20 protein-coding genes are annotated in these 20,474 nt (G+C 69.2%); 13 read left to right on the top strand and 7 right to left on the bottom strand.

The window, feature by feature from the left end; all coding sequences use genetic code 11:
• Positions 1-43: 43 nt before the first annotated feature.
• Positions 44-772, bottom strand: a complete 729-nt coding sequence (locus tag ON33_RS15185) for an amino acid ABC transporter ATP-binding protein (RefSeq protein WP_085996770.1) — start codon at positions 770-772, stop codon at positions 44-46.
• 302 nt (positions 773-1,074) lie between these two features.
• Here ON33_RS15185 and miaB point away from each other — a divergent pair, with 302 nt between their 5' ends.
• Both miaB and ON33_RS15175 read left to right on the top strand, forming a co-directional pair.
• Entirely contained in the window at positions 1,075-2,601 is a 1,527-nt protein-coding gene (gene miaB / locus ON33_RS15180; protein ID WP_040859854.1) for a tRNA (N6-isopentenyl adenosine(37)-C2)-methylthiotransferase MiaB, read from the top strand.
• Positions 2,602-2,922: 321 nt separating this feature from the next.
• Positions 2,923-3,504 (top strand): Rv2732c family membrane protein, encoded by a 582-nt coding sequence (locus ON33_RS15175; protein WP_040859853.1) that lies wholly within the window; start codon positions 2,923-2,925, stop codon positions 3,502-3,504.
• Between the two features lie 112 nt (positions 3,505-3,616).
• Here ON33_RS15175 and ON33_RS15170 read toward each other — a convergent pair whose 3' ends face one another.
• On the bottom strand, positions 3,617-5,023 hold the full coding sequence (locus ON33_RS15170) for an MFS transporter (RefSeq protein ID WP_051152229.1): 1,407 nt from the start codon (positions 5,021-5,023) through the stop codon (positions 3,617-3,619).
• 95 nt (positions 5,024-5,118) lie between these two features.
• Between ON33_RS15170 and ON33_RS15165 the strand changes: the two genes are divergently transcribed.
• On the top strand, positions 5,119-6,120 hold the full coding sequence (locus tag ON33_RS15165) for a GlxA family transcriptional regulator (RefSeq protein WP_040859411.1): 1,002 nt from the start codon (positions 5,119-5,121) through the stop codon (positions 6,118-6,120).
• A 129-nt stretch (positions 6,121-6,249) separates the two neighbouring features.
• Here the strand turns inward: ON33_RS15165 and ON33_RS15160 are convergent, their stop codons facing one another.
• Positions 6,250-7,695: a DUF349 domain-containing protein gene (locus tag ON33_RS15160; protein ID WP_040859409.1), complete on the bottom strand. Its 1,446-nt coding sequence runs from the start codon at positions 7,693-7,695 to the stop codon at positions 6,250-6,252.
• A 174-nt stretch (positions 7,696-7,869) separates the two neighbouring features.
• Here ON33_RS15160 and ON33_RS15155 point away from each other — a divergent pair, with 174 nt between their 5' ends.
• From ON33_RS15155 to dapF, 4 genes are read left to right on the top strand one after another with little or no spacing between them, the layout of a single operon-like run.
• Positions 7,870-8,658: a class III extradiol ring-cleavage dioxygenase family protein gene (locus tag ON33_RS15155; protein WP_040859407.1), complete on the top strand. Its 789-nt coding sequence runs from the start codon at positions 7,870-7,872 to the stop codon at positions 8,656-8,658.
• On the top strand, positions 8,655-9,572 hold the full coding sequence (miaA, locus tag ON33_RS15150; protein WP_040859405.1) for a tRNA (adenosine(37)-N6)-dimethylallyltransferase MiaA: 918 nt from the start codon (positions 8,655-8,657) through the stop codon (positions 9,570-9,572). Before ON33_RS15155 ends, miaA begins: the two co-directional genes overlap by 4 nt.
• Positions 9,573-9,584: 12 nt before the next feature.
• Entirely contained in the window at positions 9,585-10,400 is an 816-nt protein-coding gene (locus ON33_RS15145; protein WP_040859403.1) for a TrmH family RNA methyltransferase, read from the top strand.
• Positions 10,401-10,405: 5 nt separating this feature from the next.
• The gene (gene dapF / locus ON33_RS15140) at positions 10,406-11,326 is read left to right on the top strand and encodes a diaminopimelate epimerase (protein ID WP_174391533.1); all 921 of its coding nucleotides are present in this window, start codon (positions 10,406-10,408) and stop codon (positions 11,324-11,326) included.
• 7 nt (positions 11,327-11,333) lie between these two features.
• On the opposite strand, the gene ON33_RS44010 is transcribed toward dapF, so the two are convergent.
• Positions 11,334-11,789 (bottom strand): beta/alpha barrel domain-containing protein, encoded by a 456-nt coding sequence (locus tag ON33_RS44010; protein ID WP_051152227.1) that lies wholly within the window; start codon positions 11,787-11,789, stop codon positions 11,334-11,336.
• A 117-nt stretch (positions 11,790-11,906) separates the two neighbouring features.
• Here ON33_RS44010 and hflX point away from each other — a divergent pair, with 117 nt between their 5' ends.
• Positions 11,907-13,406: a GTPase HflX gene (gene hflX / locus ON33_RS15130; RefSeq protein ID WP_040859401.1), complete on the top strand. Its 1,500-nt coding sequence runs from the start codon at positions 11,907-11,909 to the stop codon at positions 13,404-13,406.
• Positions 13,407-14,046: 640 nt separating this feature from the next.
• Here hflX and ON33_RS15125 read toward each other — a convergent pair.
• Positions 14,047-15,054, bottom strand: a complete 1,008-nt coding sequence (locus ON33_RS15125; protein ID WP_051152225.1) for a zinc-binding dehydrogenase — start codon at positions 15,052-15,054, stop codon at positions 14,047-14,049.
• A 129-nt stretch (positions 15,055-15,183) separates the two neighbouring features.
• On the opposite strand from ON33_RS15125, the gene ON33_RS15120 reads away from it, so the two are divergent.
• A complete protein-coding gene (locus ON33_RS15120) occupies positions 15,184-15,912 on the top strand; it encodes a helix-turn-helix transcriptional regulator (protein ID WP_218001435.1) in 729 nt (242 codons plus the stop codon).
• Here ON33_RS15120 and ON33_RS15115 read toward each other — a convergent pair.
• Together ON33_RS15115 and ON33_RS15110 are read right to left on the bottom strand one after the other, a co-directional pair.
• Positions 15,896-16,747 carry an aldo/keto reductase gene (locus ON33_RS15115; RefSeq protein WP_040859397.1) on the bottom strand — a complete coding sequence of 284 codons (852 nt, stop codon included), beginning with the start codon at positions 16,745-16,747 and terminating at the stop codon, positions 15,896-15,898. The genes ON33_RS15120 and ON33_RS15115 overlap by 17 nt on opposite strands.
• Positions 16,748-16,774: 27 nt before the next feature.
• Positions 16,775-17,563 carry a thioesterase family protein gene (locus ON33_RS15110; RefSeq protein WP_040859395.1) on the bottom strand — a complete coding sequence of 263 codons (789 nt, stop codon included), beginning with the start codon at positions 17,561-17,563 and terminating at the stop codon, positions 16,775-16,777.
• Between the two features lie 95 nt (positions 17,564-17,658).
• On the opposite strand from ON33_RS15110, the gene ON33_RS15105 reads away from it, so the two are divergent.
• The 4 genes from ON33_RS15105 to ON33_RS15095 all read left to right on the top strand — a co-directional run bounded on the left by ON33_RS15105 (position 17,659) and on the right by ON33_RS15095 (position 20,466).
• Positions 17,659-18,285, top strand: coding sequence for a TetR/AcrR family transcriptional regulator (locus ON33_RS15105; RefSeq protein ID WP_040859848.1), 627 nt, complete (start codon positions 17,659-17,661; stop codon positions 18,283-18,285).
• Positions 18,286-18,435: 150 nt separating this feature from the next.
• The gene (locus ON33_RS41255; RefSeq protein WP_157184550.1) at positions 18,436-18,594 is read left to right on the top strand and encodes a hypothetical protein; all 159 of its coding nucleotides are present in this window, start codon (positions 18,436-18,438) and stop codon (positions 18,592-18,594) included.
• The gene (locus ON33_RS42760) at positions 18,591-19,826 is read left to right on the top strand and encodes a PucR family transcriptional regulator (RefSeq protein WP_051152221.1); all 1,236 of its coding nucleotides are present in this window, start codon (positions 18,591-18,593) and stop codon (positions 19,824-19,826) included. Before ON33_RS41255 ends, ON33_RS42760 begins: the two co-directional genes overlap by 4 nt.
• An 88-nt stretch (positions 19,827-19,914) precedes the next feature.
• The gene (locus tag ON33_RS15095; protein ID WP_040859846.1) at positions 19,915-20,466 is read left to right on the top strand and encodes a nuclear transport factor 2 family protein; all 552 of its coding nucleotides are present in this window, start codon (positions 19,915-19,917) and stop codon (positions 20,464-20,466) included.
• Positions 20,467-20,474 lie beyond the last annotated feature (8 nt).

The following is a 20,474-nucleotide window of genomic DNA, read 5'->3' as shown; positions in this document are numbered from 1 at the left end:
TTCTCTCGTGGAGTGCGGGATGTCTGTCCCTTGTGGAGTGGAGTCAGTGGGAGAGGATCTTGCCCAGGAAATCCTTGGCGCGATCCGATTTCGGTGCGGTGAAGAAGGATTCGGGCTCGGTGTCCTCGACGATCTGCCCGTCGGCCATGAACAGCACCCGATTGCCCGCGCGCCGCGCGAAGCCCATCTCGTGGGTGACGACCAGCATGGTCATGCCGTCCTTGGCGAGCCCGACCATGACTTCGAGCACCTCGGAGACCATCTCCGGGTCGAGCGCGGAGGTCGGCTCGTCGAACAGCATCACCTTGGGGCTCATGGCCAGTGCCCGCGCGATGGCCACGCGCTGCTGCTGGCCACCCGACAGCTGGGCCGGATACTTGTCGGCCTGATCGGCGATGCCCACTCGTTCGAGCAGTTCCAGCGCCCGGGCGCGCGCCTTGGTCTTGTCGATGCGGCGCACCTTCACCGGCGCGAGCATCACGTTCTCCAGAATTGTCTTGTGCGCGAACAGGTTGAACTGCTGGAACACCATGCCCACGTCGGCACGCAGCTTGGCGAGGGCCTTGCCTTCGGAGGGGAGTTGTACGCCGTCGACGGCGATTTCACCGGAGTCGATGGTCTCGAGCCGGTTGACGGTTCGGCACAGGGTCGACTTGCCAGAGCCGGAGGGCCCCACCACGATCACGACCTGCCCTTTGGGCACTTCGAGATTGATGTCACGCAGCACGTGCAGCGAGCCGAAGTGCTTGTCCACATTCCGCATCGAGATCATCGGCGCGGAAGTGCTGATGGAATCGGCCACGTCGGTCATGACCAGTGACCCTAATCATGTCCTGCCCGAAATGCTCGTCTTTGCCTGGGCGGCCCGAACTGTGCCGGGAGTCGACATCCCCGCGTAACCAGCGATTGATGCTGCTGAGACCACATTCGCCCGGTCGGACGATGATTCGGTGACAATTCGCTGACCATCGGGACGTGGCGTGCGCGGCGATCACCCAGGGCCGGCGCGAGACCCGGATCACCCAGCGCGGACGGCGTTTATGGCGTGCGCCGGGCACCTATTACCCTGGTTGGGTGAATTCCCCGGCCCGGACCTACGAGGTCCGCACTTACGGCTGCCAGATGAACGTGCACGACTCCGAGCGGCTCTCGGGTCTGCTCGAGGATGCCGGTTACGTCAAGGCCGTGGCCGGCGACACCGCTGACCTGGTCGTCTTCAATACCTGCGCGGTGCGCGAGAACGCCGACAACAAGCTGTACGGCACCCTCGGCCACCTCGCCCCGATCAAGGCCGACCGCCCGGGCATGCAGATCGCCGTCGGCGGCTGCCTGGCGCAGAAGGACCGCGACACCGTGGTCAAGAAGGCCCCCTGGGTGGATGTGGTGTTCGGCACCCACAACATCGGCTCGCTGCCGGTGCTGCTGGAACGGGCCCGCCACAACGAGCAGGCCCAGGTCGAGATCATCGAATCGCTGGAGGCGTTCCCGTCGACGCTGCCCGCCAAGCGGGAGTCCGCGTACGCGGGCTGGGTGTCGATCTCGGTGGGCTGCAACAACACCTGCACGTTCTGCATCGTTCCGGCGTTGCGCGGCAAGGAGGTCGACCGGCGTCCGGGCGATGTGCTCGCCGAGGTGCAGGCGCTGGTCGAGCAGGGCGTGCTCGAGGTGACGCTGCTGGGTCAGAACGTGAACTCGTACGGCGTCTCCTTCGCCGATCCCGAGGAGCCGCGCGACCGCGGCGCCTTCGCGAAGCTGCTACGCGCCACCGGGAATATCGAGGGCCTCGAGCGCGTGCGCTTCACCTCCCCGCACCCGGCCGAGTTCACCGACGACGTCATCGAGGCCATGGCCGAGACGCCGAACGTCTGCCCGCAACTGCACATGCCGCTGCAGTCCGGTTCGGACCGGGTGCTCAAGGCCATGCGCCGCTCGTACCGCAGCGCCAAGTTCCTCGGCATCATCGAGAAGGTGCGCGCGGCCATGCCGCACGCCGCCATCACCACCGACATCATCGTCGGCTTCCCCGGCGAGACCGAGGAGGACTTCCAGGCCACCCTGGATGTGGTGCGGCAGGCGCGCTTCACCAGCGCTTTCACCTTCCAGTACTCCATCCGGCCCGGCACGCCCGCGGCGACCATGCCCGACCAACTGCCGAAGGAGGTCGTGCAGGAGCGCTACGACCGGCTCATCGCGCTGCAGGAGCAGATCTCGCTGGAGGGCAATCAGGCGCTGATCGGCTCGACCGTCGAGCTGCTGGTCGCCGAGGGTGCGGGCAAGAAGAACGACAGGACCGCGCGTATGTCCGGTCGCGCGCGCGACGGCCGGCTCGTGCACTTCCGCCCGCCCGTGGATCCGGCTCCCGGCAACGAGATTCGGCCCGGCGATGTGATCACCGTCGATGTCACCGGTGCGGCTCCGCACTACCTGATCGCCGACGGCGAGGTGCTCACCCACCGCCGCACCCGTGCCGGAGACGCGCACGAGCGTGGCGTCACCCCCAAGACCGCGCCCATCGGTGTCGGCCTGGGCCTGCCGAGCATCGGCGCGCCGGTCGTGGTGGAGACCGCGGCCGCGGGTTGCGGGTCTGCCTGCGGCGAGTAGTCCTGCCCGCGGCGACCGAGCCGGTCGGCGCGACCTCGCACGGCGAATGGTGGGGGTCGCTGTCAACTACACAGCGTCATAGGGCAGGATCGCTGGGGTACGTGCGAGGGATCGGCCCGTCACGGGTGTGTGCTCCTCGCACACCGCCTGACCCCATGCCCGGCGCGCAAGCGCTAGCCGTCAGCAAGGATCTCGAGTGGTATGACCGAGCAGCAGCCCACCGGCCCGGACGAGCCTCGTGATCGGCCGGAGCGTCCGGAAGACGAAGCAGCACAATCGGAACCGGCGTCCGAACCGACGCCCGAGGCGAACGAGGAGAGCATGAAGGCCGCCGAGAACAGTCACGACTTCGAGCAGTTCCGCGCGGACCTCGAGGCCGTCGAACGCAAGATCGCCGGCGAGATCGACCCGGGCATGCGCGCCATGGTGGTCGCGGGCGCGGTGTTCGTGCTGCTGCTGTCGCTGGTGCTGCCGCACGCGGGCAAGACCCGCGGGTTCGACGTGCTGCTGTTCGACACCGTCGCCCAGGGCGACCACATCGGCCTGCCGTCGCGCGTCTTCGTCTGGTTCATGACCATCTTCGGCATCGGCTTCTCGCTGCTGGCGCTGAGCACGCGCCGCTGGATACTGGCCTGGATCGCGGTCGCGGGCTCGGCCATCGGCAGCGTGTTCGGCGTGCTGTCCATCTGGCATCGCCAGACCCCGGGTCTCGGCAACTACCACGGTGCGGGCCCGGGCATCGGGCTGATCGTGGCCACCATCGCCATCATCGTGCTGACCTTCCACTGGGTCCGGGTGGTGTGGGCGCGCACCTCGGTGCAGCTGGCCGCCGAGGAACAGCGCCGTCTGGCCGAGGCCAAGGCCGAGGAACAGCAGCGCCGCCGCCTCTTCGGCGAGGACTGAGCAATCGATCCAGGCCCGGCGGCAACCGAATGAGGTTGCCGCCGGGCCTTTTTCGTGCGGTCGAGCCGAGTGCGGCCGCAGCCGTGTCGGGGTGGGATGCGAACGGGTGAGCTCAGGCGGCGGCGCGGTCGGGACGGTAGGCGAGGCCGGCGACCATGGCGGCCAGGCCCGCCGCCACCATGTACAGCCAGCCCGCGCGGAACTCGGTCATGGCGCGGTGGGCGGCGTCGCCGAGGATGGCGGTCAGGACGGCGACGCCGAGGGCGGAACTGGTCTGGCGGGCCATCATCAGGGTGCCGGAGCCCAGGGAGATCTGGTCGGCGGGCAGCAGGGTCGACGCGCCGAACAGCGGGGGTTGCAGCAGCGCGGTGCTGGCCCCGGCGAGGATCGCGCCCGGGACCATCACCACCGCATAGGAACTCGAGAAGCCGCTGGCCAGCACCCACCAGGCGCAGCCCAGTGCGATGGTCGCCCCGCCCAGCGCCGCCGAGGCGCGCGCACCGACCAGGGCGACGAAACGGCCGGACAGCGGCGACAGCAGCAGGCAGCTGATCGGCATCGCCGCCACGCCGAGGCTGGCGCGCAAGGTCGAATAGTGCCACTCCTCCGTCATGAACAGCGTGGCCTCCAGGATCATGGCGGCGAAGGCCAGGTAGTAGCAGAAGACGCCGAGGGTGGCGGTGCGGAACAGGCGGTGCCGCAACACGATCGGGCTCACCACCGGATCGGGGTGGCGGCGGACGTGCCGGACGAACAGGGCCGTGAGGGCGATCGCGGCGACCAGGCAGACGAGGGTGGCGGGCGCGGCGTAACCCCAGTCGGTGGCCTGCACGAACACGGTGGTGAAGGCAGCGGTCGCGCCCAGGATGAGGGCCGCGCCGAGCAGGTCCAGCCGCCGGTTGGCGCGCTGCTGGATGTCGGGCAGCACCCGTAGACCGAAGACGAGGGCCACCACGGTGAACGGCACGTTCAGCAGGAAGATCCAGCGCCACCCGGCCTGCAGCAGCAGGCCGCCGATGACCGGGCCGCTCGCTCCGCCAGCCGCGGCGATGGCGGTCCAGATGCCCATGACGGTGGCGTGCTCCCGCTTCGGGAACACCGGCAGCACCAGACCGAGTCCGGTCGGGATGAGCGAGGCGGCGGCCGCGGCCTGCAGCACGCGGGCGACGATCAGGACCGCCAGGCTCGGAGCCAGGCCGCAGGCGATGGAGGCCAACCCGAAAAGCGCTATGCCGAGCAGGAATCCGCGTTTCCGACCGGTGTCGTCGGCGAACCGACCGGCCGGAACCAGCAGAGCGGCCATGACGATGGTGTACGCGTTCAGCGTCCACGACACCGCGCCGGTCGAGGCGTGGCCGAAGGAGTGCTGCAGCGCCGGAAAGGCGACGATGACCGCGAACAGATCCAGGATGGCGAGGTACTGGGCGATGGCGGCAATGGCCAGGACTCGCCATCGGCGCGGGTCGGACGCCGTATCCGGTTGGGGGAGTGTGGTTGTGGCGTTGGTCGTCGTGGTCATGCCTTCGACTATGCGAAGCGGCGGCACGATCCACGAGTGGCAGGAATGCCACACTGCGCTAGATTTCTGACACGGTCCGGAGTTAGATTCGAGCCATGGAATCGACCGGTCCCGGAACCCTGGCCGTCGCCGTCGCGCCCGGCATGCCGATCTTCGAGGTGGCCATCCCGTACCAGGTCTTCTACGAGCCGCCGATCGGCGTCGACCCCGGCGCCTGGTACGACTTCCAGCTCTGCGGACCCCGCGAAACCCACCACGCCACGCTGCGAGATCCCTTCGTAGCCTTGACCGCTCACGACTACGACGACCTGATCCGCGCCGACACCGTGATCGTCCCGTCCACCCCGAACGTCCGCGAGGATCCGCCCGCCGACCTGGTCGAGGCGGTCCGCGCCGCCTACGAGCGCGGCGCCCGCATCGCCTCCCTGTGCACCGGCGCTTTCGTGCTGGCCGCCGCGGGCCTGCTCGACGGCCGACGCATGACCACCCACTGGCGGCACATCGCCGCCCTGCGCGACCGCCACCCCCACCTCGACATCGATCCCGGTGTGCTCTACATCGACGACGGCCGCATCCTCACCAGCGCCGGGACCATGGCCGGCATGGATCTGTGCATCCACCTGATCCGCAAGGACCTCGGCGCCCAGGCCGCCAATGCCGCCGCCCGCTACCTGGTCGTCTCGCCCCACCGCGCCGGCGGGCAGGCCCAATACCTGCAATCCCCGGTCCCCGCCCAGCCCACCGACTCCGGCCTCGCCGCCACCCTCGAATGGGCCCTCACCCGTCTCGATCACCCCCTGACGGTGTCGGACCTCGCCGCCCACGCCAACCTCAGCGACCGCACCCTGGCCCGCCGCTTCCACGCCGAACTCGGCGGCACCCCCCTCCAATGGCTGCTCACCCAGCGCCTCATCCGAGCCCGCGAACTCCTCGAACTCACCGACCTCCCCGTCGACGTGGTCGCCTCCCGCTGCGGCCTCGGCACCGCCGCCAACCTCCGCACCCACTTCAACCGCGAAGTAGGCATCCCCCCAACCGAATACCGCCGCTCCCACCGCCCCACCCGCCACGAGGTGATCACCGAACCCGCCGGCTGACTCCGGCCGACGGCTGTCGAGCGCGCGATCGGCTGTTCCCGACTCGATGCCATACATAGAGCCTTATCCTGACCGTGTCGCCTGGGGGGGATCGCCTGGGCCGCAAGGGAATCCAGGCGATCATCGCGCTCAGCGCTGGCTGACCGCGCCCTCGGCGGCCTCGGCCCATTCGCGCCACTGCTTGGCCTGTTCCAGGGCCTTCTCGGCGTCTCTGGTCTTGCCCGCGGCCTGGGCCTTGGCGGCCTGCTCCTCGAATTGGGCTACGCGCTCGCGGAATTGGGCGGCGCGGGCCATGGCCTCGGGGTCGGTGCGGCGCCACTGGGCGTCGACGGCCTCGCGGACCTTCTTCTCGATGGTGCGCAGGCGGCCTTCCAGGTCGTGCATGCGTTCGCGCGGGACCTTGCCGATGGCGTCCCACTTCTCCTGGAGTTCGCGCAGGGCGCTGCGGGCGGCGTCGAGGTCGCCCTCGGGGTTGATGTGCTCGTAGGCGTGCAGCAGCGCTTCCTTGGCGGCCGCGTTCTCCTCGAACTCGTGGTCGCGTTCGCTGGCGGCGGCATTGCGGGCCGCGAAGAACACGTCCTGCGCGGCCTTGAAACGACGCCACAGCTGCTCGTCGGCCTCGCGGGGGGCACGACCGGCGGCCTTCCACTCGGTCAGCAGGTCGCGGAAGACGGCCGCGGTGCCCGACCAATCAGTGGACTCGGACAGTTCCTCGGCGCGGACGCAGAGCTCTTCCTTGCGGCCCTTGGCAGCGGCGCGCTCCCGGTCGAGTTCGGCGAAGTGGGCGCCCCGGCGGCGGTTGAAGGCCTCGCGGGCCTTGGAGAAGCGCCGCCACAGCGCGTCGTCGACCTTGCGGTCCACGCCGCGGATGGTCTTCCACTCGTCGAGGATCTCCCGCAGCCGGTCACCGGCGACCTTCCACTGGGTGGAGTCGTTGGCGATCTGCTCGGCCTCGGCGGCCAACGCTTCTTTGCGCTCGGTTTGCTCGTGCCGGGTGCGTTCCTTCTCCTCCTTGGCGTGCGCGGCCGCCTCGTCGGAGTGTTCGATGATCGCCTGCAGCCGGGCCGTCAATCCATCGATATCACCGATGACCGCGGCTGTCGGCAACGTTTCGGCAAGCGCCGTGGCGGCGGCCTTGGTCTTGCGGGCGTCGGTGCCGGCGGCGAGGCGCGCCTCCAGCAGGGCGACCTCGGTGGCCAGATCGTCGTAGCGGCGGCCGAAGTGGGCCAGACCCTCGGCGGCGTCACCGGCCTGCCAGGACCCGATGACGTGTTCGCCCTCGGCGGTCTTGACCCAGGCGGTGCCGTCGTCGTCGACCCGTCCCCACTGGCTGGGGTCGCTCACGCTCGGTACGACGACCGGATGTGGATGCTGTGCCGCGGCGCCGGGCGTGGGCTTGACGGCATGAGGTTTGGGGGATTCGGGTTTGCGGCGCGGGCCCCCAGGCCGGGGTGCGGCAGCGGCCGCCGGTGATGGCTTGGCGCTCTCGCTCGGGGTGGGCATCGGCGCGCCGGGCTTGGGCGTCGGGGTCGACTCCGGGTGGGTAGCCTTCTCGTTTCCGTTGTTGTCGGTCATTGCTCCTCGTCCCTGCCGCGCGTCACGGCTGCCTGGTTACGCCCTAGCTCATCGGTCTAGCTCATCCCATTCAACCAGGCTGAGATGGGAAATGCTGTCTTTGAGGCCGCTTCGGCGGCGCGGCGATCGGCGGGGGTGGGGCTGGTGAGGTGCGTTAGCGCTACGGTTGTCGGCGTGTTCTGTGTTGCGTCACTGGTCCCCTCGCCGCCCGTGCTGGTACCCGAACTCGAGGGTGCGGCCGGTGCGTCGGCCGACGGGGCCGTCGCGGCGCTGCGAGCTGCGGTGTTGCGGGCAGCGGGGGAGTTGGCGGCCCGCGCGTCGCGGTGGGTTGTGGTCGGCGTGGCGGACCCGGACGAGGGTTCCGGCGGAGCCGATTCCGGCCGCGTGATCGGTGCGGATGCGGTGGGCACCTTCCGGGGCTACGGAGTCGACCTTCGTGTCGGCTTGTCTGGGGTCCTTGCCGAGCGTGTCGCGGACCCGATGCTGCCGCTGCCCGCCCTGATCGCGGGCTGGCTACGTGAGCAGGTCGCCCCGGAGGCGACCGCCGAATGCCGCCTGATCTCTGCCGATGCCTCCGCCGAGGAGTCCCTGACCTTCGGCCGGCAGCTGCGGGCCGAACTCGACGCCGAGGCGCAACCGATCGCCGTCCTGGTCGTGGGCGACGGTGCGGCAACCATGTCGCTCAAGGCTCCCCGCTATCTGGACGAGCGCGCCGCGGACGCGCAGGCGGCCATCGACCGGGCTCTGAGCGCGGGTGACCGGCATGCTCTCGCCGCCCTGGACACGGGCCTGTGCGCCGAGATCGAGGTGGCGGGCCGGCCCGCCTACCAGGTGCTGGCCGGGGTGTTCGCCACCGATCCCGCCGACCCCGACGTCGAAACCTACTACGCCGCAGCCCCATTCGGCGTCGCCTACCACGTCAGCGTGTGGCGTCCGCGCGAACTCGGCGGAGCCGCCACATGACCCGGCCCATCGCCGTCGTCGGCCCCACCGCCACCGGCAAGTCCGACCTGGCCCTGGATCTGGCGCAGCGGCTCGCCGGCGAGATCGTCAATATCGACGCCATGCAGCTCTACCGCGGCATGGACATCGGCACCGCCAAACTGCCGGTGTCCGAACGCCGCGGCATCCCGCACCACCAGCTCGACGTCCTCGACATCACCGAGACCGCGACCGTCGCCTCGTATCAGGAGGCGGCCCGCGCCGACGTGGAGGCCATCATGGCGCGCGGGCGCACCCCGGTCATCGTGGGCGGCTCCATGATGTATGTCCAAGCGCTGCTGGATGATTGGGATTTCCCGGCCACCGACCCGGAGATCCGCGCCAAATGGGAAGCGGTCCTGGCCGATCGCGGCACCGTCGCCGTGCACGAGGCGCTGAAGCAGGCCGATCCCGTGGCCGCGCAGACGATCCTGCCCACCGACGGCCGCCGCATGGTGCGCGCGCTGGAGGTGGTGGAGCTGACCGGCAAACCGTTCGCCGCCTCGGCGCCGCAGATCGGTGAACCGCGGTGGGGGACGGTCATTGTCGGCGTCGATCGGGACACCGCGGAGTTGGATGCCCGCATCGAGGTGCGCACCGCGCGGATGTTCGATTCGGGTCTGGTCGAGGAGGTCGAGGGTCTGATCGCGCAGGGCCTGCGCCACGGCCAAACCGCCCGGCGCGCCATCGGTTACGCGCAAGTCCTCGATTTCCTGGACAACGAATACGACCTGAACGAAGCTCAGGAGCGCACCTTCATCGGCACCCGGCGCTATGTCCGGCGACAACGTTCGTGGTTCCGCCGAGACCAGCGGGTGCGATGGGTGGACGGCGCGGATCCCGCCTTGGCGGAGACCGCGCTGGCCCTCGTCAACTCCTCCATCGATGAGGGATGAACAGGAACCCCAGTGACGCGTCGCGCGAACACTCGGACCGCCGCGGTCCAGGTGTGGCAGGCATACCTGACCACCCGGGCCGCCCGGATCCGGGACAACCGCTTCTTGGTGCAGGGCATGCGGCCCCTCAGCCGCGCCCTCGAAAGCCGTTGGCCGCTGGAGACTCTCGTCTACCGGCTGCCCGAGCCCTCGGCGTGGGCGCGGCAGGTGCTCGATTCCAGTGGTGTGCCCAGTGTCGGGCTGGTGCCGGAGGTGATGGCCGGGCTGGCCGAAACCGGTGAAGCCGTGCCGGAACTGGTGGCGGTGGCCGTCACCCAGCGGCCCGAGCTGGAGGATTTCGCGCCGGGCACGCCGGAGGATCCGGCCACCGTGGTGGTCATCGACCGGCCCGCCTCGGCGGCCCGGCTGGGCGCGCTGATCCGTTCGGCGGTGGCGTTCGGGGCGGGCGGGGTGATCGTCACCGGTTCCGGCGTCGACCACTACGACCCGCAGAGCGTGCGCGCCTCCGACGGCGCGCTGTTCGCCGTCCCGGTGCTGCGCGCTTCGGGTCCGGCGCAGGTGGGCGCGTTCCGGGACCGGCAGCGGGCGCGCGGCGTCGCCACCCGGATCGTCGGCAGCGACGGTCACGGCGGTCTCGCGCTCGACGACGCCAAGTTCGACGGCGGCACGATCCTGGTGCTGGGCGACGAGAGCGAATCGCTCGCCCCCGCCTGGCGGCAGGTGTGCGACGAGCTGATCTGCATTCCGGCAGACGGCACCCTCGGTGCGCCGTCCGCGGCCGCGGTGGCCCTCTACGAAATATCGCGGCAGCGCCGGGCGCTACGGTAAGGACCATGACGAGCGACAACACCGCCGCTGATATCGAATTCAGCAAGGGCCACGGCACCCAGAACGATTTCGTGGTGCTGCCCGACCCGGACGCGTGGCTGGAGCTTACCGAATCCCGGATCGCCGCGCTGTGCGACCGGCAGCGCGGACTCGGCGCCGACGGCGTGCTGCGGGTGGCTCGCGCGGGCGCGCTCATCGAGACCGGTGTGCTGGGGGCCCTGCCCGAGGGCGTCAGCGCCGGCGACTGGTTCATGGATTACCGCAACGCGGACGGATCCATCGCCGAGATGTGCGGCAACGGGGTGCGGGTGTTCGCGCACTACCTGGTCGCGACCGGGATGGAGAAGGGCACGGAATTCGTGGTCGGTTCCCGTGCGGGCGCCCGGCCGGTGGTGGTGCACCACGCCGATCCCGTGCACGGCGAGGTGACCGTGGCCATGGGCAAGGTGAAGACGCTCGGCGTCTCGACCGCGACGGTCAGCGGCCGTGAATTCACCGGGCTGGGGATCGATGTCGGCAACCCGCACCTGGCGTGCGTCGACCCGGACCTGGACCCCGCCTCCCTCGCGGAGCTCGACCTCGAGCAGCTGCCCGGCTTCGACCACACCCTGTTTTCGCACGGCGTCAACGTCGAGATCCTCACCGCCCTGACCGTCGGCTCCGACGGCGAGAAGGGCGTCGACATGCGTGTGTACGAGCGCGGCGTCGGCGAAACCCGCTCCTGCGGAACGGGAACCGTGGCCGCGGCGGCCGCCGCTCTGGACCGCGACGGCTTCGACCTGGCCGAGGACGTCGGCCACGTGCAGGTCCGCATCCCCGGCGGCGTGGTCACCGTCGGCATCGAGAACGGATCCGCCTGGCTGCGCGGCCCGTCCGAGCTGGTGGCGACGGGCCGCATCGCGGCCAAGTGGTGGCAGGACGCGTAACCGTTGATCACGCGGCAGTGATGCTCGGCACCACGTCGACCGCGGCGTCGAGCACCGGGTAATCGGTGTAACCCTCGGCGCCGCCGACGTACATCAGGTGCGCGTCGCGGACCGGGTTCAGCGGCGCGTCGGTCCGCAGGCGGTCCACCAGGTCCGGGTTGGCCAGGAATGAACAGCCCAGTGACACCAGGTCCGCGCCCGCCGCGAGCAGTGCCCGGGCTGCGGCCGTACCGCCGCCGGCGGGCAGCGGGACGTCCCAGCCGAGGTTCGGGTTGGCGATCAGCGTGTTCGGCCACAGGTTCCGAATCCGCTGGAAGAGAGCGCTTTCCGGGTTCGCGAACACCACGTGCAGGTAGGCCGGCTGCCGGTGGGCCAGGGCCGCGACCAGTGCGGGGTACAGGGTGTCGGTTTCGGCGCTGCCGTTGACGGGTGACGCCGGGCGCGACCGCATCGACCGCACCATCGCGGACCTCCTCCGTTCCCGCGAAGTCCTCGACGACGTCATCTCCCGAGCCGGGAACGCTTCGCCGCGAAATAACCGAATGCGGCCGTTGGTTGATACATGGAATCATGGAGGTGTATGAGTAAGCCAGAAACGTATGAGTTCACTCCCGCCGAAGACCTCGACGAGGAGATCGACGACGCTACCGAGACCGGCCGCAACGGCTGGTCGGCCGCGCCGACAGTTGGTGAGCTACAGCTCGAGGACCGCAGCGCCCTGCGGCGTGTTGCGGGTCTGTCCACCGAACTCACCGACGTCACCGAGGTCGAGTACCGGCAGCTGCGCCTGGAGCGCGTGGTGCTGGTCGGCGTGTGGACCGAGGGCACGGCCACCCAGGCCGAGGCGAGCATGGCCGAGCTGGCCGCGCTCGCCGAGACCGCTGGTTCGGAGGTGCTCGACGCGATGATCCAGCGTCGTGACCGTCCCGACAAGTCGACCTATATCGGCTCCGGCAAGGCCGAGGAGCTACGCGGCATCGTCCTCGAGTCCGGCGCCGACACCGTCATCTGTGACGGTGAGCTGACGCCCGCGCAGTTGACCGCGCTGGAGAAGGTCGTGAAGGTGAAGGTCATCGACCGCACCGCGCTGATCCTGGACATCTTCGCCCAGCACGCCACCTCGCGGGAGGGCAAGGCGCAGGTGTCGCTGGCGCAGATGGAGTACATGCTGCCGCGACTGCGCGGCTGGGGTGAGTCCATGTCCCGGCAGGCCGGCGGTCGCGCCGGCAGCAATGGCGGGGTGGGTCTGCGTGGTCCCGGTGAGACCAAGATCGAGACCGACCGGCGCCGCATTCGTGAGCGAATGGCCAAGCTGCGCCGTGAGATTCGCGAGATGAAGACCGCCCGCGACACCAAGCGCGCCAAGCGCTCGGCCAGCGGCATCCCGCAGGTGGCCATTGTCGGCTACACCAATGCGGGCAAGTCGTCGCTGATGAACGCGCTGACCGATGCCGGAATCCTGGTGCAGGACGCGCTGTTCGCCACCCTGGATCCGACCACCCGCCGCGCCGCTCTCGAAGACGGTCGCGAAGTGGTGTTCACCGACACCGTCGGCTTCGTCCGCCACCTGCCCACCCAGTTGGTCGAGGCGTTCCGGTCCACGCTGGAAGAGGTGACGGGCGCCGACCTGCTGCTGCATGTGGTGGACGGCTCCGACCCGCTGCCGGATCAGCAGATCAAGGCGGTTCGCGAGGTCATCACCGACGTGTTGCGGGAGTCCAAGACGCCCGCGCCGCCGGAGTTCCTGGTGGTCAACAAGATCGACGCGCTCGATCCGCTGGAGCTGACCCAGCTGCGTGGCTGGCTCCCCGACGCGGCCTTCGTCTCGGCCCGCACCGGGGAGGGGCTCGACCAGCTCCGCGACCGCCTGGGTCAGATCCTCGGCGGCCTCGATGTCGAGGTCAGCGTCCTGCTGCCCTACACCCGCGGCGACCTGCTCGCCCGCATCCACGCCGATGGCAAGATCCTCAGCTCCGACCATGAGGAGTCTGGCACCCGGGTCCGCGCCCGCGTCCCGAACTCCCTGGCCGGCCAGCTGGCCGAGTACGCCTACGCGGGCAGCGCGCCCGCCGCGCCGTAAGCCCGACCCGTCCCGGCCGGAGGCATCGACGAATGCCTCCGGCCGCGGCGTGTCCCGCCTCACCGTCGCCGTTCCGCGCGATGCCGCCCCTCCCGAGTGCGACGAGCACCGGAGCCTCTGATGTCTTCGACAATGCAAGCGGCAAGCGATAATCCGCCCAAAACAGTCAATAGCGACAAAACCCAAGCATCCCAAGGCATTACGGCTCCCACTGTTTCTTCGGATTGCGAATGAATCTGCGGTCGACTGCTGATGTTGCTGAACGCTCTGTACTAAGTAGACATCCAAAGGCGTTGCCGGAGTGAGTCCCTCGCGGACATTTCACGAAATACGGTGAAAGTTCGTCACGGTCGGGTCCGTGGCGGACATTTCCCTGCCGGCGAGGCTGAGAAATGTCTGAATTGGCGGTCTTTCGCATGGATTTCGGAAACTTTATGTGCGGAGTGCGGGCTTCCTCGGCGAAGGGCGGACTGGGCCTTCCGGATGCGAAAGCTGGAAAGCCGGCCCCGAGCTGTGGTTCTCCGACGAGGCGTGGCGGACGTTCATCAGCACTCGGACCTGGGATCGATGACGCGCTCCGGTAGCTCGGTGGACCTTCCACCAGTGATAGATGAGACGCCCGGCCTGGCAGGATGGTGATTCAGGGCAGCACCACGACTTTGCCGGTGGCCTGGTTGTTCTCCATGTACCGATGGGCGGCGGCGATGTCGTCCAGGCCGAAGACGCGGTCGATGGCGGGGCGGTAGGCGCCGGATTCGATCTCGTGGATGATCCGTTGCAACACCGGCCTTCCCGCGCCGCCTTCGCGGTTCTTGCTGTGGAAGGCGGTGAGCCTGGTGCCGGAGGGGATCATCGCGATCGGTTCGAAATCGGCGATGAGCCATCCGCTGAGCGAGCCCGACACACAGACCGTGCCGCCGCGCCGGACCAGGTGGAGCGAGTCCACCGCGGTACGGGCGCCGACGAGATCCAGGACGTAGTCCGGGCCGTCGGGCCAGATCGCGTGCACGCTCGCGGCCAGGGATTCGCCGTCGTCGACGAGGACGTGCTCGACGCCGGTCGCGCTCAGGGCGTCGATCCTGGTGTGCTGCCGTGTCGTTGTCGCGGTCTCGATGCCGTGGCCGACGGCGATCGACGCCGCGGCCATACCCACCGAGGAGGTCCCGCCGCGAATCAGCAACCGGCCCTTGGTGCCCGGCTCGATTCCCAGCGCGTCGAGCGAACCCTGGGCGGTCAGGTAGGACTCGGGGAGGGCGGCCAGGATCTCCCACGGCAGGGTGGTGGTGATCGGCATGAGCAGTGAGTTCGGCAGGAGTGCGTACTCGGCGTAGCCGCCGTCGAAATCGCGGCCCATCTCGCCCATGACCGCCGCCACCGTCGTACCCTCAGGAAGAGCGGGATCGGTTGTGGCCGCGATGATGCCGACGCATTCGATGCCGAGGACGCGGGGGAAGCCGACACTCGGTGAGTGCCCCTGGCGGGTACGCAGTTCCGACCGGTTCAGGCCCGCGCCCTTCACCTGCACCAGACTCCATCCCGGCCGTACCTCGGGGATCGGCAGTTCCCGGATCTCCAGGACCTCGGGGTCCCCGGCGCGGACGCAGATCGCCGCTCGCATCGTCGTATTCACTCGCGTCGTCGTGTTCATGCCCTCACTGTCGCCGACGGGCAGGATGGCGAGCTACCGATAGAATGCCAGGCTATGCCCATCAGCCGCCAACCTCTCGACTCGCGGCTGTTGCCGTCCGGCGGGGCCCATCTCTGGCCTTCGGGGGGAATGAGTTCGGCGGATTCCCATGACCGCGGGCATCTGGTGTACGCGGCGCGCGGGGTGCTGTCGGTCCACACCGAACGGGGCACATCGATCGTCCCCGCCAACCGAATCGCCTGGACGCCAGCGGGATTCACGCACCAGCACCGCGCGCACGGCGACACCGACATGCGGATCGTCTTCCTGCCGCCCGCCCTGGCCCGGCTGGTCGTGGACCGTCCCGCCGTGTTCCTGGCCTCCGACCTGGCTCGCGAAATCCTGCTCGTCCTCACCGGCACCCGCGATTTCGACCGCGCCGGCCGCGCCCGCCTGCAGCGGGTCCTCGTCGACGAACTCCGCGAAGCCCACGAGCAACCCTTGCGGCTCCCGCGGCCACACGACGACCGATTGCAGGCCGTCGCACGGATCCTCTGCGAAAACCCTTCGGACAACACCTCATTGGCCGACCTCGGGCGGGCGACCGGCGCCAGCGCCCGTACCCTCAGCCGCCTGTTCCACAACGAACTCGGCATGACCTTCTACGAATGGCGCACCCAGCTACGGATCTGCCACGCCCTGGTCCTGCTCGCCGAAGGTCACGACACCATCCGTGTCGCCCACGCCTGCGGCTGGTCCAACCCGAGCGGCTTCATCGCCGCGTTCACCGCCCTCGTCGGCACCACGCCCGGCCGCTACCGAACCGGGCGCGGGCCGGAGGGCGCTCGCCGGCTCGGCGGGCTCAGAGGCCGGCGGTGAAGGTGGCCGGGTCGGGGCCGATGCGGTTGCCGTGGTCGAGCGCGTTGATGCGGGCCATCTGGTCAGGGGTCAATTCGAAGGAGAAGACGTCGAAGTTCTCCTTGATCCGGGCCGGGGTGACCGACTTCGGGATCACCACGTTGCCGAGTTGCAGGTGCCATCGAATGATCACCTGAGCCGGGGTGCGGCCGTTCTCCTCCGAGATCTCGACGATGGCCGGGTCCTTCAGGTCCGCGCCCTGTCCGAGGGGACTCCAGGCCTCGGTCGCGATGCCGTGCTCGGCGTGGAAGGCGCGCAGTTCGGACTGCGTCAGATGCGGGTGCAGTTCGATCTGGTTGACCGCCGGGGTCTCTCCGGTCTCGCCGATCAGCCGTTCGAGGTGGTCGCGGTTGAAGTTGGAGACGCCGATCGACCGGATCCGGCCCTCGGATTTCAGAGCCTGGAAAGCCTGGAACGTCTCGACGAACCGACCGGCTTGTCCTACCGGCCAGTGGATGAGATACAGGTCCAGATAGTCCATTCCGAGGCGCGCCATGCTGGCGTCGAAGGCGCGCAGGGTGGAGTCGTAGCCCTGTTCGGAGTTCCACAGTTTGGTGGTGAGATACACCTGCTCGCGCGGCAGGCCGAACTCGCGGATGGCACGGCCCACCTCGACTTCGTTGCCGTAGATCGCGGCCGTATCGATACTGCGGTAACCGGTTTCGAGTGCGGCGGTGACGGTCTCGAACGCCTCCGCGTCGGCCACCTGGAACACTCCGAAACCGAGCGCCGGAATCACGTTCCTGTCGTTCAGGACGACCGACGGCACGGTGCTGCTCTCGCTGTGAAAGGTCATGCCAATCGACTATAGGAGGCCGGCCGGTCACGGCTGGGGACGTACGGTGAGGATCTGCTGGGCATAGCCGACCGCGCCGCGGACGTCGTGGAGGACGGTGCTGGTCAGCCCCTGTCCGGTGTGGCCGAAGGTGACCGTGGTGTCGAGTCCCGTCCACGCGCCTTCCGGCTGGCGGTAGAGGTGGATGGTCAGATCCACGTTCGGGAACATCCACTTGGTGGGCTCCTGCCGGACCGCGATGCCGTTGGCGGTGTCGACCAGTGCGATATAGGAGGCGAGGGCCTCGGACTGCTCGCCCGCCACCAGGTCCAGGGGTGTGGAGATCCAGGCCGCGGCGCGGCCGGATTGCGGGATTCCGACCGGCCGGGTGTCGATGGAGGCGATGTAGCCGCCCGACCAGAGCGAACTGAGTTCCCAGGACTCCAGACCCTCGGGCGCGGGCAGCCGATCCGGCTCGCCGCCCGCGACACTGTCGGTGTCCCCGGCGCCCAGGAACCAGGCCCGCGCGCTCACGACACTGCGACCGCCGATGGCGACCGTGGCCTGCACCAGCTCGATGGTGCGACCGGGCCGGACGGTCTCGACCCGAATCTCGAACTCCTCGAACCCGATCCGGCCGAGGATGTCGAAGCTGATCCGGCTCATCACCAGGTCGGGGCGATCCGCGCGAGCCCGCAGGATCTCGTGCACGATCAGGCCGCCGACCGGGCTGAAGTGCTGCTCGTCGTCGGCCCAGGCGCCGCCCGCGTGCCGGGTGGGGACGAATCGGTGCTCGCCGACGCGGCGGAAGTAGCTGGACTCGGGTGTCTCGATCACATTTCCCAACCTAAGGGTCGAATTTTGATCTGGCTAGTTGAATAACCATCTCAATGGTCGGAGAAGCCGAACTGGGCGACGCATATGATCGAGCGATGACTTCGACCGTGGACGAGGACGCCGCCACCACCGGGCGCGCGGCCCGCCGGCGCGATCGCCGCAAGGCGGAGATGATCGCGACCGCGCTGCAGATCCTGTCCAGCAGCGGTTACCAGGGCATGCGTTTCGAGGACGTCGCCGAGCGCACCGATATCGCCAAAGCCACTCTCTACCACTACTTTCCGAGCAAGGACGCCCTGGTGTCCGCGGCCTTGGAGAAGCTCCACGACGACGCGATCACCCCGCTGCGGGAGGGACTCGACGCTGCACCCGACAGTTCACCGGCCGAGCAGTTGCGCATCCTCATCACCGAGCAGTTGCATGTACTGACCGTGCGGTATCCGGAGGTCGGCAAGCTGTTCGCATTTCCCGGAGCGTGGCCGGACGAGCACGGCGACGCCATCAAGACCATGCGCCGCCGCCACGACCGCATCTTCCGCGAGGTCATCGACCGCGGCATCGAAACCGGCGACTTCGACGTCCCCGACCCTGCCGTCGCCCTGCACTGCCTGCACGGCATCCTCAATCACGCCTCCATCTGGCTGCGCCCGGAGGCCGATCCGGATCACCGCAGCCGCGACGCCGTGGTCGAGGAATCGATGCGGCTGTTCGTCCGGGCCTGATCAGGCCGGCGCTGCCATTCGGTGGAATTCCGAGCGCCCTGAGGAAAACGTCGCGAGTCCCGCTCAGTTGGATGTTTTGCCCGATTCTCTTCACGGTGGCGGGGCGATTGCCACCCTGGAGGGATTGCCCATCCGAGTGGAGGGAGCAGCGTGACCTATCCCGCGCCGACCTCGAACCCGCTGCGATTGTCCGAACTCGCTGCCGACTCGGCCGCGGTTCTGCGCGTCATAGCCCACTTCGACGCCTTCGACGAATTCGCCGCCGATGCCGACACCGTCGTCCGCGCCGCCGCCCTCCTCGCCGAATGACCGGTCGGCGCGAGCTGGCCCTCCGGCACCGTGATCCGCTACGACGCAGCGGGCCGCCTGCTGTCGTCGATCGGCACACCCGCCGACGCGGTCGGGTCGGATCCGGCCGTCTGGCTGGAGCGGCAGGCCGCGGTGGACTCGCCCGCTACCCGGGAATCCGACGCCCCTCGGCGAACCGGTACGGCGGCCGGGTCGCGAAACCGGCAGCGGCACAACGCGGATTCGCGCATCCGCTGGATGCGGTGGTGCTGGATCGGTTGCGGCACTGCCTGCGTGTGGTGTCGGCGCGGCAGGCGGCGAATCCGTTGCGGATGGATGATCCGGCGCTGCTGGAGGTGGTGCTGTCGGAGAAGGAGCGGCGGGAGGACCGGGTGCGGGCCATGCGGTTGCTCGGGCTCGATCCGGCCAGGGCGGCCAGGGTGCTGGCGGTGGCCGGCCCCGGTGCGGCGGACGCGGTCCGGATCATCGGCGAGTATGTGCCGATCCTGCGGCAGGCCGTGATCGGTGCGACGACCGCGGTGCTGGTGCAGGATTTCGGGCCGCCGGTCGGGACGGCCGACGAGCGAGGTCTGGTCCCGGTGAGTGCCCGGAGTTCCGCGGTGGCCGAGTCGGGCGGTTCGGATCGTCCGGCGAACGCGCCCGCGCCTACGGGGCCGGGGCGTCCGTCGATGGTCGACCGGGGGCTGTCGGACGTCTTGAATGCCGCTGTTGCAGAGGCATTTCCGGCATCGCAGGCGGGAACCGGCGGGCCGTGGATCGGGGTGGGGGAGCGGTTGCCGGCGTTCGCGGCGGCCACCTCGTGGGAGCGGGCGCGGCGGGCCATGCGGTTCGCGTCCTCGACGTGGCACGGGCGGCGGGTGATCGCGTTCGAGCGGTTGGGGGCGCTGGAGTTGCTGGCGGATCTGCCGGTGCAGCGGCTGCTGGGGACCTCGGATGCCATGCGGATCAACGAGTTCGCGACCACCGAGGCGGGAGCGCTGGCCGTGGACACGCTGGAGGCGTTCTGTGTTTTCGGCACGCTGCGGCGCACCGCGACCGAACTACATCTGCATCACAGCACGGTGGCCTCGCGGATCGCGCAGGTCGAGGCGGTGATGGGCTGGGATGTGGACGAGGCGCTGGACCGCTTCACGGCGACGCTGGTGCTGACGGTGCGCCGGATGGCGCTGTCCTCGGCGCAAATGGCGGGCCGGCTGCCGTCCGACCCGACGGGTGTCGGGTGCGGGCGGTGATACCCGCGACGGGCGGCGGGTGATCCGGATCATGCCGGTCGGTGACGATCGGTGGGCACAACCGTTGCGGGAGAAGGAGATTCACACCATGGCGATCGTCGATCCGGCCAAGACCTGGGAGCTGCTGGAGCAGCGACTGGCCGTCACCACCAATGAGCGCCACCGCCAGGTCCTCGGCATCGTGCTCGAGCACATGAAGGCCGAGGCCGCCCCCGATCTGGACGGTCTCATGCGCACCCTGGTGGCCGAGCCGGACTATCACTTCTGGACGTCGGGTCAGGATGTCGGCCCCAAGGGCTGGGACGGCGTGCGCGACTACTACGCGGCCTTCGTCGAGAGCAGGTCCAACATCCTGGAGTTCGAGCTGGACCGCCTGCTCGTGGACGACGACTGCGTGGTCACCGAGGGCTTCCTCGAGCAGATCTACCCGGGCGCGTACGCCGCCCAGATCGGCATCCCCGTCGATGATCCCGCCGCCGACTACCTGATCGTCTTCCGCCAGCTGCTGCTGTGGCCGGTCGACGCGAACGGCCTGATCGTCGGCGAGGACTCCTACCACTCGGGCCCGGTGGAGATCCGCAAGCTGTCCTTCGACGAGTTGCCCAGGGAATACGTCGAACTCGTGCACCCGGCCGCGTGACAGCGGCA

The organism is Nocardia niigatensis NBRC 100131, from assembly GCF_000308655.1.
GTDB lineage: Bacteria > Actinomycetota > Actinomycetes > Mycobacteriales > Mycobacteriaceae > Nocardia > Nocardia niigatensis.
The sequence above is the reverse complement of the archived record's forward strand: the minus strand, read 5'-3'. Positions and strand labels throughout refer to the sequence as shown.

Excerpts from the sequence above, each read along its gene's own strand:
- ON33_RS15105 (WP_040859848.1), top strand. The coding sequence starts at position 17,659 with ATGACTTCGACCGTGGACGAGGACGCCGCCACCACCGGGCGCGCGGCC.
- ON33_RS15095 (WP_040859846.1), top strand. The coding sequence starts at position 19,915 with ATGGCGATCGTCGATCCGGCCAAGACCTGGGAGCTGCTGGAGCAGCGA.
- ON33_RS15115 (WP_040859397.1), bottom strand. The coding sequence starts at position 16,747 with ATGACCTTTCACAGCGAGAGCAGCACCGTGCCGTCGGTCGTCCTGAAC.
- ON33_RS15185 (WP_085996770.1), bottom strand. The coding sequence starts at position 772 with ATGATCTCGATGCGGAATGTGGACAAGCACTTCGGCTCGCTGCACGTG.
- ON33_RS15120 (WP_218001435.1), top strand. The coding sequence starts at position 15,184 with ATGAGTTCGGCGGATTCCCATGACCGCGGGCATCTGGTGTACGCGGCG.
- ON33_RS15175 (WP_040859853.1), top strand. The coding sequence starts at position 2,923 with ATGAAGGCCGCCGAGAACAGTCACGACTTCGAGCAGTTCCGCGCGGAC.
- ON33_RS15165 (WP_040859411.1), top strand. The coding sequence starts at position 5,119 with ATGGAATCGACCGGTCCCGGAACCCTGGCCGTCGCCGTCGCGCCCGGC.
- hflX (WP_040859401.1), top strand. The coding sequence starts at position 11,907 with ATGAGTAAGCCAGAAACGTATGAGTTCACTCCCGCCGAAGACCTCGAC.
- ON33_RS15170 (WP_051152229.1), bottom strand. The coding sequence starts at position 5,023 with ATGACCACGACGACCAACGCCACAACCACACTCCCCCAACCGGATACG.
- ON33_RS15125 (WP_051152225.1), bottom strand. The coding sequence starts at position 15,054 with ATGAACACGACGACGCGAGTGAATACGACGATGCGAGCGGCGATCTGC.
- dapF (WP_174391533.1), top strand. The coding sequence starts at position 10,406 with ATGACGAGCGACAACACCGCCGCTGATATCGAATTCAGCAAGGGCCAC.
- ON33_RS42760 (WP_051152221.1), top strand. The coding sequence starts at position 18,591 with ATGACCGGTCGGCGCGAGCTGGCCCTCCGGCACCGTGATCCGCTACGA.
- miaA (WP_040859405.1), top strand. The coding sequence starts at position 8,655 with ATGACCCGGCCCATCGCCGTCGTCGGCCCCACCGCCACCGGCAAGTCC.
- ON33_RS15160 (WP_040859409.1), bottom strand. The coding sequence starts at position 7,695 with ATGACCGACAACAACGGAAACGAGAAGGCTACCCACCCGGAGTCGACC.
- ON33_RS44010 (WP_051152227.1), bottom strand. The coding sequence starts at position 11,789 with ATGGTGCGGTCGATGCGGTCGCGCCCGGCGTCACCCGTCAACGGCAGC.